Source organism: Pyruvatibacter sp. HU-CL02332 (assembly GCF_040362765.1).
Classification (GTDB): Bacteria; Pseudomonadota; Alphaproteobacteria; order CGMCC-115125; family CGMCC-115125; genus Pyruvatibacter.
Genome location: NZ_BAABWK010000001.1, coordinates 1,825,555 through 1,838,865, shown reverse-complemented (window position 1 = coordinate 1,838,865; position 13,311 = coordinate 1,825,555). Strand labels below are relative to the sequence as shown.

Below are 13,311 nucleotides of genomic sequence, written 5' to 3'. Positions count from 1 at the left end.
GCGGTTTCACGCCCTTGGATCACGGTAAAGCCAGACCAAACAAACCTTATTTGTCAAGCACTTAGACGTTTTGCCCGGCGACGTTCAACCGATGAGGGAATGTGCATGGCTTCGCGGTATTTCGCCACGGTACGCCGCGCAATATCAATGCCGCTGAGCTTGAGAATCTCAACAATCTTGTCGTCAGACAGGATTTTTGCCGCGCTTTCTGCATCCACCAGCTCGCGAATCCGATGGCGCACAGCCTCAGCCGAATGCGCATCACCGCCATCGGTGGCAGAAATTGCAGATGTGAAGAAATACTTCAGCTCGAACACGCCGCGAGAGGTCGCCATAAACTTGTTCGAGGTCACGCGACTCACCGTCGACTCATGCATCTCGATGGCGTCTGCAATGGTCTTCAGATTGAGTGGCCGCAGATGCGAAATGCCGTGGGCAAAGAAACCATCCTGCTGGCGGACGATCTCGCGGCTGACCTTCAATATCGTGCGCGCCCGCTGGTCGAGGCTTTTTACCAGCCAGTTGGCGCTCTGCAGACAGTCCGACAGGTAGAGCTTGTCGTCTTTCTTCTGGGTCGCGCCTGAGACCGTTGCGTAATACTGCTGGTTCACGAGGACGCGGGGCAATGTCTCGGTGTTGAGTTCAACGGTCCAGCCGCCACCCTGAGCGGAGCGGACGAATACATCAGGCACCACCGGTGCTGCCGCCTCGCCGCCAAAGGTCAGACCCGGGCGCGGATCCAAAGACCGCACTTCTTCGATCATGTCGCGGATGTCTTCTTCATCAACGCCACATACTTTGCACAGCTGGTTGAGGTCACGGCGCGCAACCAGTTCGAGATTGTCCAAAAAACACTGCATGGCCGGGTCGAGATGATCCATCTCGGCAAGCTGAAGCGCCATGCACTCCTTGAGCGACCGCGCCATGACGCCTGTGGGCTCAAAGCCCCGCATCACGGTCAGGACTTCGTCCACCTCCTCGCGGGGTGACCCCAGGCGCGAAGCGATGTCATCCAGGCCGTCAACGCCATCTTCGAGATCATCGAAGCGCAGATAGCCTGCGTCATCCACGCAATCGATCAAGAAACGTCCGATCATGCGCTTGGCAGGATCAAAGATTGCCACGTCCAGTTGCTCGGTCAGGTGTTCATGCAATGTGAGGTCGCGGGTCAGCCGACTTTCAAGATCAAGCTCGCTGTCGCCGCCAACGCCACCGCCAGACCCGCCTGCGGATGATGACCAGTCGGAACCGCCAAGGGCTGCTGGTGTCGCATCGGCTTCCGTGCCGGAGCGATCAGAGCCCGCATCTTCCGGGTACATGTCTTCAAAACCGGAATCAATTTCGGTAGTGGGCGTGGCATCATCCAGCGATACCGGCGCGGGGTCCGGTTCAGCTGTGGCCTCACCTGATGCATTTGTGGTCGCGTCAGCACCGCTGCTGTCGCCGCCTGCATCAGCATTCGTATCGGTGTTGGCGCTGTCAGCGCGCTCCCGCTCGGCGCTTTCGCCGGCAAGATCAGGTATTTCTGCGCGTTCGTCGCGATCCAGAAGCGGGTTTTTTTCCAGCTCCTGCTCGACGAAAGACGCAAGTTCAATATTGGAAAGCTGCAGGAGCTTGATGGCCTGCTGCAGCTGGGGCGTCATCACCAGGGACTGGCCCTGGCGCATCTCCAGACGTGGTGCTAATGCCATCGCGCCCCGCTTCCCCGCTTACAGCGAAAAGCGCTCGCCGAGATACAGGCGACGAACATCTTCGTTGCCAACAATCTCGGAGGGCAGGCCTTCAAGCAGAAGGCGCCCGTCATGAATGATGTATGCGCGGTCGATCAGCTCAAGGGTCTCACGCACATTATGGTCGGTGATCAACACGCCGATGCCACGGTCCTTGAGGTGGCTTACAAGCTCGTGGATGTCACCAGTCGCGATAGGATCAATGCCTGCAAACGGCTCATCGAGCAGCATGTAGTTTGGCTGAGCAGCCATGGCGCGGGCAATTTCCACGCGGCGGCGCTCACCGCCTGACAACGCAACCGATGGTGTGCGGCGGAGATGGGTAATCGAGAATTCCGCCAGCAACTCATCCAGCATGTTCTCGCGGCGGCCATGGTCGCTTTCCACAAGCTCGATGACCGCACGAATGTTTTCTTCAACCGTCAGACCACGGAAGATGGATGCTTCCTGCGGCAGGTAGCCGATGCCCATGCGGGCGCGGCGATACATAGGCAGCTTGGAGATATCGACGCCGTCCAGCTCAACGGAGCCATAATCCGCCTCAATCAGCCCGGCGATCATGTAAAAGCAGGTGGTTTTACCGGCACCGTTTGGTCCCAGAAGACCCACGGCCTCGCCACGCTCCACATTCATGGACACGCCACGCACAACAGGGCGCTTATTGAAGCTCTTTCCGATGCCTTCAATGATCAGCCCGGACGATGCCGCAACAAGACGCGGGCCGCCGGATGGCTCCGTGGCATTCGATGTCTGTCCTGTGGTGTCCCCGTTCATACCGGTCATTAGTTAGCCTGCGCGCTTAAAAATCAGTGAACCATGATGGTCTGACGGCAAAAAAGGCACGATTTTTGCCTTCCTGGGTCGGATCATCGGAAAAATTTACCCCCAAGGGCTGAGTATCAGCCGCCTTCTCCCTCGTCAGCCGGGACGAAAACCGAGCGTACACGCCCACCCTGGCTGCCTTCAGCGCCTGCTGTGCCTGCGTCCACAACCGTCTGGCCCGTATCCAGATTCATCACCAGCTTCTGGCCGCGAATGACGTTTTCACCCTGGGTGAGCACGACGGTGTCGCCCATATAGATCTCACGCTTCTTCATGTCATAGAGCGCCCAGTCACCCACCGCCGTCTGACCATCAATGTCGGTGATGATGACGTTTCCCTTGGCATCAATCTTGGTGATGCTCTGGCCGGGGGCGGGCCCGGGCTCAGGATCGCCCTCAAACCCTTCCGGCACGTCTTCCTTGACCGGTTCAGCCTTGGCCTCGCCTTCGGCTTTTTCTTTTTGCACATAGTGCACGAAGACCTTGTCGGCGCGCAGCCGCATGGTGCCCTGCACGGCGTCCACCCTGCCGGTGAAGATCGCGACACTTTCAGCACGCTTCCATTCTGCGGTGTCAGAGACGACTTCGATGGGTTCACCGGGATCATCCGTAAATCCATCGCTGGTGCCTGATGCAGCTTCCTGGGCGACAGCCTTGGGCATGAGAGCAGCGCCGCCAATGGCTACCACAAAGGCAAAACATGCTGCGGGCAGAAGCCGGCTTAGGTCTGATATCTTCTTCATCGTCCTCAATCGCTTTCCTGCGTCTCGCCCCGACATTCGTAACCAGCCAGCCCCGGCCGGTCGTCTGCTTATTCGTCTGCGATTCCAAAGATGCTGGATGATCCACCACCACCGGCATCAAAAATCACGACCTTGGCGCCGTTGATCAGTGTGATCGTGTTGCCTGAGTCCGTTACGCGCAGGCCGCCACCTTCAGCTGTTCCATCGGGTCCCTGCGCAAACACCGGCGTGTCGCTGGAAATGTCGCCCGATGCCAGATCAACCCGCACAATGTCTCCCTGAAACTGGAAGCCGCCATCGGTGAACAGCATCACGTCCTTTTCAAGGTCGATCCATTCTTCATCGGTGTTCAACAGTCCGCCCAGTGACGTCACTGATGTCCACGATGACTGTGTGGCGCTCACGAGGTCACCTTGAACATTGTCCAGATGAATAAGGGCCGGATCGTCCGCATCCTGGACGGCACTTGTTGCCGTGATGGTGTAGGGCTGACCTTCATCATCAATGTCAGAGATGCGCGGGCTTACCATGCGTAGATCATCCGTACGCGACGTAACTTCCGAAAATGTAATGTCCAGCTCGTCGGGGCCGTCAAACGTACCTGACAGAAAAAGCAGCGCTACAATAAGTATGGCGGCCGTCAGAGCCAGCCCAAGCTTCATGGCAGACACAAAGCGGCTATAGGCTTTGGCGCTCGCGGCATTGGCCTGCTTGCGCTGACCCGACGGCGTTGTGCGCCGCTGCAATGTGCTGGAGGTTCCGCTGAGGCTCATGCAAAGCCTGCCCGCAACAAGTCATGCATGTGCAAAATGCCAACAGGTGCCTGAGGGTCCTCGGATGCTGTATCCACGACGAACAGCACCATGACTGGTGGATCCACTTCGTTCATCTGGGCGATTGCTTCACCGGCCAGTGCGTCCCTGGCAATGGTACGCGGCGAAGGCGTCATGACCTCAGTGGCGTCTCTGCCGACCAGGTCTGCGCCAAGATGCCGACGCAGGTCACCATCTGTGATGACGCCGATCAACCGTCCGGCAATGTCTCCAACACCCGTGCAGCCAAAACCGCTTGCTGTAATCTGGGCAACAGCTTGGGGCACCTTGGTGTCACGCTTGACCATCGGCACCCGCTCGACGGGATGCATGATATCTGAAACGCGCACCAGCATCTGACCAAGTCGGCCGCCGGGATGCAGTTCGCGATACTTGTCCTTTGTGAAGCCGCGCCGCTCCATCAGCGCAACCGCAAGCGCATCACCGAGCGCAATCATCATGGTGGAGGATGTGGTGGGCGCCATGCCCATGGGACAGGCCTCTTCAGCTTCCGGCAGATGCAACAGCACGGTGGCTGCGCGCGCCAGTGTCGAGTCCGGCTTGCTGGTAATGGCAATCAGCGGTGTGTTGATGCGTTTGCCATGGGCAATGATGTCACCAAGTTCCTGGTTCTCACCGGAATTGGAGAGCACCAAAAGGCAGTCGCCGCGGGTGACCATGCCAAGGTCGCCATGGCTTGCTTCGCCGGGATGAACGTAATGGGCCGGCGTACCCGTTGATGCCAAGGTGGCTGCAATCTTGCGCGCCACATGGCCGCTCTTGCCCATGCCGGACACGATCACGCGGCCCTGGGTGGCCTGCATGGCATCTACGGCAAGGGAGAACCGGCCATCCAGCGTATCGCGCAGCTTCGCCAGAGCATCTGACGCCAGGGTCAGGACACGGCCCGCAGCTTCGCGGTCTTCTGGCCCCAGCTCGGGAGCAGAAGCCTGGTCAGCGGACGCTGTCGCCGAAGCTGGTATCTGTGTCTTAGCCATTAGATGAAATGCCGCTTTCCCGGAGAAATGCAGAGACCCGTGCTGCGCCGAAGCGGCGCGTTTAAGCAAAAACCTTGCCAGAAGCAAGACCTTGCGCCGGAGTATGTCTCCGCAGGCCCTGTAGGGTCAACCAGAATGCCCACAAATCAGGCGTTTTGGAGGCCAAGTGGATCAGGCCGGTAATGTCACGGCAAACTAGCAGCAGGCCAGAATAGCGCCTCGATGAGAGGTTCTGGAACGCAGTCCGAGGTCAGATGCTGAGATCAAGCAGGTTGTAGTCGCGCATGTCCGCCCTTGCGGCGCTGTCCCATACAAAGGTGGCACCGGTGTCCCTGAACGGCTTGTAGTCATACTGCTTCTCATCTGGATACTGGTTATGCCGTGCGGCTATGGCATATCCCAGCGCCTTCGATCGCTGCTGAATGATCTCATCCGTATAGACAGCGACCGGGCTGTGGATTCCGGCCCCCTTCACGTCAAGCACCGACGACCTGCGATGGAACCCAAAATTGATGGTAAGGCGCGGCTCGAAGCCTGAGTTGGCAAAAGAGCCATGCACGAGTTGACGGTTACACATCACGACGTCGCCTGGCTCACATACAATGGGCACAGCGTCTTTCAGGCGCTCGCTGCCTGATTCCTCCACCATTGCCACAATGTCTATCTTGCCCATTTTGTGGGTGCCTGGAACTACCCAAACACCATTGACCGGGGTGCTCCCATAGACCTGAGCCATGAAGTTGAAGCCGTGAATGCCCTCATCAAAGGCGGGATTGTCCCAGTGGGTATCGCCGTCCTGATGCCAGGATACGGCTGACCCGAGACCTGCGTCCTTGATGAACAAGACCTCGTTGAACGGTGCAAAATCTTCCCCGTTGATGGCTGCCGCAACCCGCAATAGGTCCGGGTGCCCGTAGACGCGCAGAGCTGCGTCTGAGAACTGTAACGAACCGAAGAGAACAAAGGGTGCTTCTTCCGGCGCGTCCGCTGCGGCCTTCAGGTCCTTCAGTTTGACCTGATGGCGACCGTTTGAAACGTCAGTGCCACCCAGCGGGTCAGTGAGTGGTTTGCTCCAGATCAACCCGGGCCCTTTGCAGCCTGCTCCTATCGCTGGGCGGCCCTGGGTATCCACTGAAGAACCTGGATGGATCGGAAAGCGCGACCGCACATCCTCAATGTCTTCAAGAATGTCGGCCATTTCAGCGCCGCCGATGACATTCTCAAACACATAGAACCCATGCTTGGAGTAGGCCTCGGCAATCCCTGGGTCCAGGGATCCATCGGCATTGAACCGGATAGGGCCCCGATTCCCGAGGGCATAAGCCTTTTCCTGACCTTCAACCATATAACGCCTGACCGCGTCAGCCTCGTCGCCATAATGTGCAGCACAGGCATTGATGGATTTTGTGTAGTCCGGACGGGCCATATGATTTCCCCAACAATTTATTTAACGTTGTTAAATTTTAAACACCGTGCAATTCTTGAGTCAAGCGAACGAACAGCCTAAGACTGTCTGATGCTCGAAGAGACCGACACACCAGCTCCTACAACACGCGCAAGAAACATGGCCAAGCGCCGCGGGCTCATCTTGTCCCATGCGCGTGCGACCATTGCCGAGAAGGGGTTTGACGCACTCAAACTCCGAGATCTGGCACGTCAGGCAGGCGTCACCGTTCCAACGATTTACAACCTGATTGGCGGCAAGCCGGAGATATTGGCGCTCATCATTGAGGAATTGGTGGAGCGCCTTCAGGAGGTGCAACGACGCGTCCAGACGGACGATGTCGAGTTGGCTTTTGAAGCGCAAATCGACAAGCTGGCGGAGCTGTTTCAGTCAGACGAGAATTACTATCGCGCCGCATTCATTGCTGGTGACAGGAGTGGCCTGTTCGAGCAAAGCTCGCAATCAGGCATATTTTCCCGGGCACTACAGCTGCCTATTGACGTTTGCCGCGACGCAGTTGCGGCCGGTTTATTGTTCGGCAATGTGAGCTCGGAGCAGATGGGCCGCCAGATCTATGGCTGCTACAGGCTTGCGCGGCAGGACTGGATGAATGGCTACTTTGATCTTGAAGGCTTCCGGCGCCAGTCCCTGACAGGAGTTTTTCTCTGCCTTGCCGCTGATGCGAAGCCCGCATTCAGGCAAAGGCTAATGCAGCGCATCCAGAACCTGAAAGACTAGTGGGAGAAAATGTCCACTTCCGGCCAGCCGGCCAGATCAAGACTGGCGCGGGTGGGCAGGAAGTCGAAACAGGCCTGAGCCAACTCGGTGCGCCCTTCGCGCGCCAGCATCATGTCCAGCCTCTCCTTGAGCTTATGAAGATGCAGCACGTCTGACGCCGCATAGGCCAGCTGGGCCTCGCTGAGCGTATCAGCACCCCAATCGGAGCTTTGCTGCTGCTTCGACATATCAATGCCCAGCAGTTCGCGGCTCAGATCCTTGAGCCCGTGGCGGTCCGTGTAGGTGCGCACGAGCTTGGACGCGATTTTGGTGCAATAGACCGGCGCACACTCAACGCCCAGATATTTGCGCACCATGCCGACGTCAAAGCGCGCAAAGTGAAAGAGCTTCACGCTTGCTGGGTCAGCAAACATCTTTTTGAGGTTGGGGCAGTCATAGGTTGCCCGGTCCATCTGCACCACATGGGCGGTGCCGTCGCCTGAGGAGAGCTGCACCACGCACAGCTCATCTCGATGCGGATTGAGACCCATGGTTTCGGTATCAACCGCGACGACCGCGCCGAGGTCCAGACCGTCAGGCAGATCGCCCTTGTGGAGTGTTGTTGTCATGGGCCGGACAATGCACCGGTTTTTTACTGTCGTGAAGAGTGGTGCCCAGGAGAAGACTCGAACTTCCACGTCCTTTCGGACACTAGCACCTGAAGCTAGCGCGTCTACCAATTCCGCCACCTGGGCCCGTGCGGTCGCCATGTCTGGCGGCACGAGGGGGCGAGTGATAGCGCTGCGGACCCGGCGGATCAAGCCTAGAATGCGAATTTGGCAAGGATTCGCCTCCGGATTCGCCCCCCGGATTCGACATGGACTCGCAGGACAAACGCATATGACGCAGCTTCTTATTCTCTCAGGCCTGCCTGGCACCGGCAAAACCACCCTCGCCCGGCCCCTGGCCCGTGCCCTTGGCGCTGTCTATGTGCGGGTAGATACCATTGAACAGGCCATTCGTTCGTCACCCATCGCACCGGTGGAAGTTGTGGACCATGGCTATCGCGTGGCCATGGGGGTTGCGGCGGATAATCTGGCACTGGGGCGTGATGTGGTGGCGGAGAGCGTCAATCCGTGGGCGCTCACCCGGGAGGCATGGCGCACAACGGCACAGGACGCAGGCGCTTTGGCCCATGAGATTGAGCTTGTGTGCAGTGATGCCACCGACCATCGCAACCGGGTTGAGACACGAACCACAGACATCGCCGACTTCAAATTGCCAAGCTGGGACGATGTAACGGGCCGCGACTACGCGCCCTGGCCGGAGCCGCATCTGATTGTGGATACATCCGTCCACACCCCGGAGGATGCTGTTGCCTTCATTCTTGAGCAGATCGGCACCGCGCAAACCAACACGCCATAATCGCAAATTGGCGTTATAGACCATATGGTCTATTACAAGGTCATCCAACAGGAGTGACCTGCATTGAACACCTCATCGATCGCCGCTGGCTTCAAGCCGCATTTTCGCAAAAGTCCCATGACCGACCCGTGGGAGCCGCTCTACTCGCGTGTTGATGACGGCGCTGTGGTGATTGGCGTCACGGCAGGCGACGCCCACTGCAATTCCCGGGGGCTTGTGCATGGCGGGTTGATTTCAGCACTGGCCGACAACGCCATGGGGCTGAGCTGCGTGCAGGCTCACCGCGACGCTGGCAATGAGGTGGCCGGTGCCGTCACTGTGACGCTGCATGTCGATTTTCTGCGCCCTGCCAAACAGGGGCAGTGGCTTGAATTTACAACCACCGCCATCAAAACCGGCCGAAGCATGGATATGGCGCAGGGCAAGGTGACGGCAGATGGCCGCGACTGCGCCTTTGTCAGCGCGACGTTCAGTGTCGTGTCTACCTAAGACATCCGCACACGGATTTCCTTGTATCGGTCAGGGCGATCGGGGTCTTTCACCGGGTTCTGCGTGACCAATTCAATTGACTTTGGCCCAAGCAAAAGCGCTTCAAGGGCTGCTTTCGTTTCGTAGCGCGCCAGCGCTGACCCCAGACAGAAGTGAATGCCAAAGCCGAATGACATGTGCTTCGTGCCGGTGCGCTGAATGTTGAATGCATTGGGCTCTTCAAACTGAGCAGCGTCGCGATTGGCAGATCCAAGCGACACGCGCACCGTATCTCCAGCACGAATGGTCTTGCCGCCAAGCTCCACATCCTGCGTTGCCCGACGGTTGGTTGAGGTGGACTGGTTGGGATGGTGAAAGCGCAGGATCTCTTCCAGCACATTGTCCATCAGGCTGTGGTCTGCACGCAGGGCGGCGAGTTGCTCAGGGTGAGTCAGCAACAAAAAGGCGCCACTTGAGATCATCCGCTCAGTTGTGGTGCCGGCCGCTGTAAAAATCGTCATGATAGCGGACGCTACTTCGCCACCGGTCAGTTTCTGGTCGTCTTCAGATGCCTGGATCAGGGCCGAGATCAGGTCAGCGCGCGGTTCTTTAGCCCGGCTGGCAATCAGCTCGCCCATATAGTTGCTCTGCCATTTGGCGCCGGTGAGCGCCTCGGCCCATTCTTCATCGGAGCGCTTGGGCGCCATCAAACGGGCAGCAAGCTCAAAATTACGCCGGAAAAGATCCCGGTCTTCGGACGGAATACCGATGATGTCCGACGCCACGATAATGGGCAGGTGAAAGGCAAAGTCGGTGATCAGATCAAACTCGCCCTTGGCCTGTGCGTCGGCCATCAAAGTGTCCACGACCGCCTGAATCTTGTCGGCACGCTCAGATATCTCACGGCGGGAGAAAGCCTGATTGACCAGCTTACGGACGCGGGAATGATCTGGCGGGTCCTGCTGGTTGAACGAAAGCGCCAGCCCCTTGGACATGGTCTTTTCCGCGTCAGAGGCCTTCTTGCCGCCCCCTCCATTCGCTCCGCCAGCGTCCTTGCCAATCGGATTGTTTGCGCCAAACCCGGCTTTCTGGCTGGAAAAGCGGGCGGGATCACCCAGAACTGCCCGCACATCCTCATATCGCGTCACAAACCAGTAGCCATGCTGAGACCAATGCACCGGATCATGCTCGCGCAGCCAGGCCAGCGTTGGCTCCGGATTGCTCTCGAAGGCATAGCTATGCAGGTCCGGATTGGATGGATCTATGTGGGCAGATGACATGAAGGGATTTCCCGGGATGGTCTTCTTTTGCGCGATTCACCCAAAGCCTAGAGCGCTCGACCGGGCCTGCCAAACCAATCGGGGTGTCATTCTCCCAATCGAGCCAAATCAGCGCGGTCTAATGAGCCCCCTAGGCGCATATGCCCAGCTGCGCTATTTAGAAGGTCAGCAAATCAACTACGGCTTGATCCGGCTTTAAACGCCAAACTTGAATCGGGCCAGCCTTGAATAAGGAAGACGCGGCGTGAGCGCGAAAATCGTAACAGTCTTTGGTGGGTCCGGTTTTGTGGGCCGCCACGTGGTCCGGGAACTGGCCAAGCGCGGATACCGGGTGCGGGCAGCCGTGCGGCATCCCTCGCTCGCGGGCTTTGTGCGCACCATGGGCCTGCCAGGTCAGGTGGAAGCGGTTTATGCGGACATCAAAGATGATGAGTCCGTTGCCCGCGCGCTTTCCGGCGCTGACATGGCGGTCAATCTGGTCGGCATTCTGTATGAAAGCGGCAAGCAAAAATTTGAGGCCCTTCAGGCGGAAGCAGCTGGGCGCATCGCATGGTCCGCCAAGGCCAAGGGCGTTGAACGTCTCGTGCATGTATCAGCCATCGGTGCTGATCCAGAAAGCCCGGCCAAGTATGCGTCCTCCAAAGCTGAGGGCGAAGCCGCTGTGCTGGACGCCTTTCCGGAAGCCGTCATCATGCGTCCGTCCATCATTTTCGGGAATGGAGACGGCTTCTTCAATCGCTTCGCCGCCATGGCCAAGTTTTCACCGGCCCTGCCGTTGCTTGGCGGCGGTCACACGAAAATGCAGCCCGTCTATGTAGATGATGTGGCGGATGCGGTGTGCACTTCCCTTGAAGACACCTCTACACAGGGCAAGACCTACGAGCTTGGTGGACCAACGGTCTACAGCTTCAAGGAACTGATGCAGATCGTTCTTGAAGAGACGCAGCGCAAACGCATCCTTGCACCAATCCCCTGGGGGATTGCCCGTCTTCAGGGGCGCATTCTGGGACTGCTCCCCGCCCCGCTGCTCACCCTGGATCAGGTGCGCATGCTGGAAACAGACAATGTGGTCAGCGAGGAAGCAACGTCACAGAACCGCACAATCGAAGATCTGGGCATCACGCCCAAATCCGTCGAAGCCATCGTGCCGGGCTATTTGTGGATGTATCGCCGACAGGGTCAGTACGCGGAAGATATCAAGCGCGAAACCGCATAAAACCGCTTTCGCCTAGAGATAGACCCACAGCAGCAGGGCTGCGCCCAGCACCACGCGATAGATCACAAATGGTGTGAGCGACATGCTTTCCAGCAGTCGCATGAAGACGGCTATGGCAGCCCACGCCACCAGAAACGATAAGAGGGCGGCAATAACAGCGTCACTCTGCAAGGTGACATTGCCCGTTTCCGCAAGTTCAAGGGTAGCAGCAGCGCCTGCCCCCAGAATGGTTGGGATGGCGAGCAGCATGGAGAACCTGGCACCCTCGCGTCGGTCAAATCCCAGGAACCGCGCCGCCATCATGGTGACGCCTGATCGGCTGGCACCAGGAATGACGGCTGCCGCCTGAGATATGCCCACAATAACGGCCTGCCCCCAGCTCATCTCAGCCAGTGTCTTGGTGGTGGCCCCCGCCCGGTCGCTCCAATAGAGCAACACGGCGAAAATCATGTTGGCCCAGGCGATGGTTGCGACACCACGTAGACCATCCACCATCCCGGTGCTCACAACGACAAACCCGACGATGAAGATCGGCACGCTGGCCGCGATGAGGTAGAGCGCCAAGCGTCCCGCATCGGTCATCTGGCCGCGCAGCAGGGCCATGCTGCCGCCAATCAACGCGCCAACGTCCTTGCGAAAGTAGATGAGCACCGCGAAGAGCGACCCCACATGGATCGCCACATCGATCAGCACCCCCTGATCAGCCCAGCCGGTCAGCTCATCCACCAAAGCCAGATGGCCAGACGAAGAGATCGGCAGGAACTCGGTCAGGCCCTGAATAATGGCCAGGACGATCAGTTGGCTAATGGGCATTTGGCGGGGTCCGGAGGAATCATGAAGCACTCACTATAGGCGCCATTCATTACGCAATCGTGGCGGTAAAACAAATCCGGGTTTTGCCCAATTCAGGCATCGCGCGCGCCTGCGAATAAGCTACAGTGCGCCCCAGCATGAGACGCCTCATTCATCAACCTCTTGATCCGTTCTGTCGCAAGGTCCGCCTGGCACTTGCGGAAAAGAAACTCGCCTTCGAACTGGAGGTTGAAAAACCATGGGAGCGGCGCGAAGAATTTCTGGCCCTCAATCCGGCTGGCGCCGTGCCCGTTTTGGTTGAACAGGATGGCACCATCTTCTCGGGCCACCGTGCAATCACCGAATATCTGGACGAATTCTACCGCGACCCTGACGGCGGTCTGGTTTTGTTGCCCGGCAATCCGATTGAACGCGCAGAGGCGCGGCGTATTGCGGACTGGTTCGACGACAAGTTTGCCGAGGAAGTCACCCGCACCCTCGTTGATGAAAAAATTCTCAAGCGGTTTTTGCCCCGCGACCTGGGCGGCGGCCCGCCGGACACCGAGACCGTGCGCATTGGCATGCACAATGTCAGCTATCACCTGGATTACATTTCGTTTCTTGTGGAACGCCGCAACTGGCTGGCCGGAGAAGAAATGACCCTTGCAGATCTGACAGCAGCTGCGCATCTGTCAGCGGTTGACTATATTGGTAATGTTCCGTGGTCGGATTTTCCCCAGTCCAAAGACTGGTATGCACGCATCAAGTCGCGGCCATCTTTCAGGGCGTTGCTGGCCGACAATGTGCCCGGCATGCCTGCCGCGCGGCATTACGCAAATCTTGATTTCTAGCTTTTGCTCTTGA

14 protein-coding genes and 1 tRNA gene are annotated in these 13,311 nt (G+C 58.3%); 5 read left to right on the top strand and 10 right to left on the bottom strand.

Annotated features, from left to right (window positions below; all coding sequences use genetic code 11):
• Positions 1 to 53 precede the first annotated feature (53 nt).
• The 6 genes from rpoN to ABXH05_RS08705 form a co-directional block, all read right to left on the bottom strand.
• Positions 54 to 1,691 carry an RNA polymerase factor sigma-54 gene (rpoN, locus tag ABXH05_RS08730; RefSeq protein ID WP_353560670.1) on the bottom strand — a complete coding sequence of 546 codons (1,638 nt, stop codon included), beginning with the start codon at positions 1,689 to 1,691 and terminating at the stop codon, positions 54 to 56.
• A gap of 18 nt (positions 1,692 to 1,709) precedes the next feature.
• Positions 1,710 to 2,504 carry an LPS export ABC transporter ATP-binding protein gene (gene lptB, locus ABXH05_RS08725; protein ID WP_461494370.1) on the bottom strand — a complete coding sequence of 265 codons (795 nt, stop codon included), beginning with the start codon at positions 2,502 to 2,504 and terminating at the stop codon, positions 1,710 to 1,712.
• 125 nt (positions 2,505 to 2,629) lie between these two features.
• The gene (locus ABXH05_RS08720) at positions 2,630 to 3,295 is read right to left on the bottom strand and encodes an LptA/OstA family protein (RefSeq protein ID WP_353560668.1); all 666 of its coding nucleotides are present in this window, start codon (positions 3,293 to 3,295) and stop codon (positions 2,630 to 2,632) included.
• 68 nt (positions 3,296 to 3,363) lie between these two features.
• Positions 3,364 to 4,068: an LPS export ABC transporter periplasmic protein LptC gene (gene lptC, locus ABXH05_RS08715; protein ID WP_353560667.1), complete on the bottom strand. Its 705-nt coding sequence runs from the start codon at positions 4,066 to 4,068 to the stop codon at positions 3,364 to 3,366.
• Positions 4,065 to 5,105 (bottom strand): KpsF/GutQ family sugar-phosphate isomerase, encoded by a 1,041-nt coding sequence (locus ABXH05_RS08710; RefSeq protein ID WP_353560666.1) that lies wholly within the window; start codon positions 5,103 to 5,105, stop codon positions 4,065 to 4,067. The genes lptC and ABXH05_RS08710 overlap by 4 nt, the downstream gene beginning before the upstream one ends.
• Before the next feature lie 250 nt (positions 5,106 to 5,355).
• Positions 5,356 to 6,531 carry a phytanoyl-CoA dioxygenase family protein gene (locus ABXH05_RS08705; protein WP_353560665.1) on the bottom strand — a complete coding sequence of 392 codons (1,176 nt, stop codon included), beginning with the start codon at positions 6,529 to 6,531 and terminating at the stop codon, positions 5,356 to 5,358.
• Positions 6,532 to 6,621: 90 nt separating this feature from the next.
• On the opposite strand from ABXH05_RS08705, the gene ABXH05_RS08700 reads away from it, so the two are divergent.
• Positions 6,622 to 7,287: a TetR/AcrR family transcriptional regulator gene (locus tag ABXH05_RS08700; RefSeq protein WP_353560664.1), complete on the top strand. Its 666-nt coding sequence runs from the start codon at positions 6,622 to 6,624 to the stop codon at positions 7,285 to 7,287.
• On the opposite strand, the gene ABXH05_RS08695 is transcribed toward ABXH05_RS08700, so the two are convergent.
• The gene (locus ABXH05_RS08695; RefSeq protein WP_348136785.1) at positions 7,284 to 7,895 is read right to left on the bottom strand and encodes a ribonuclease D; all 612 of its coding nucleotides are present in this window, start codon (positions 7,893 to 7,895) and stop codon (positions 7,284 to 7,286) included. The genes ABXH05_RS08700 and ABXH05_RS08695 overlap by 4 nt on opposite strands.
• A gap of 39 nt (positions 7,896 to 7,934) precedes the next feature.
• Positions 7,935 to 8,021, bottom strand: a tRNA-Leu gene (locus ABXH05_RS08690).
• Positions 8,022 to 8,166: 145 nt separating this feature from the next.
• Here ABXH05_RS08690 and ABXH05_RS08685 point away from each other — a divergent pair.
• Both ABXH05_RS08685 and ABXH05_RS08680 read left to right on the top strand, forming a co-directional pair.
• Complete coding sequence (locus ABXH05_RS08685; RefSeq protein ID WP_353560663.1) at positions 8,167 to 8,691, top strand: P-loop nucleotide/nucleoside kinase family protein; 525 nt, start codon at positions 8,167 to 8,169, stop codon at positions 8,689 to 8,691.
• 117 nt (positions 8,692 to 8,808) lie between these two features.
• A complete protein-coding gene (locus ABXH05_RS08680; protein ID WP_353560662.1) occupies positions 8,809 to 9,180 on the top strand; it encodes a PaaI family thioesterase in 372 nt (123 codons plus the stop codon).
• Here ABXH05_RS08680 and ABXH05_RS08675 read toward each other — a convergent pair.
• Positions 9,177 to 10,439 (bottom strand): cytochrome P450, encoded by a 1,263-nt coding sequence (locus ABXH05_RS08675; protein WP_353560661.1) that lies wholly within the window; start codon positions 10,437 to 10,439, stop codon positions 9,177 to 9,179. The two genes, ABXH05_RS08680 and ABXH05_RS08675, sit on opposite strands and share 4 nt — an antisense overlap.
• A gap of 244 nt (positions 10,440 to 10,683) precedes the next feature.
• On the opposite strand from ABXH05_RS08675, the gene ABXH05_RS08670 reads away from it, so the two are divergent.
• The gene (locus ABXH05_RS08670; RefSeq protein ID WP_353560660.1) at positions 10,684 to 11,655 is read left to right on the top strand and encodes a complex I NDUFA9 subunit family protein; all 972 of its coding nucleotides are present in this window, start codon (positions 10,684 to 10,686) and stop codon (positions 11,653 to 11,655) included.
• Between the two features lie 12 nt (positions 11,656 to 11,667).
• Here the strand turns inward: ABXH05_RS08670 and ABXH05_RS08665 are convergent, their stop codons facing one another.
• The gene (locus ABXH05_RS08665; RefSeq protein ID WP_353560659.1) at positions 11,668 to 12,468 is read right to left on the bottom strand and encodes an undecaprenyl-diphosphate phosphatase; all 801 of its coding nucleotides are present in this window, start codon (positions 12,466 to 12,468) and stop codon (positions 11,668 to 11,670) included.
• A 137-nt stretch (positions 12,469 to 12,605) separates the two neighbouring features.
• On the opposite strand from ABXH05_RS08665, the gene ABXH05_RS08660 reads away from it, so the two are divergent.
• Positions 12,606 to 13,298 (top strand): glutathione S-transferase family protein, encoded by a 693-nt coding sequence (locus tag ABXH05_RS08660; protein WP_353560658.1) that lies wholly within the window; start codon positions 12,606 to 12,608, stop codon positions 13,296 to 13,298.
• Positions 13,299 to 13,311 lie beyond the last annotated feature (13 nt).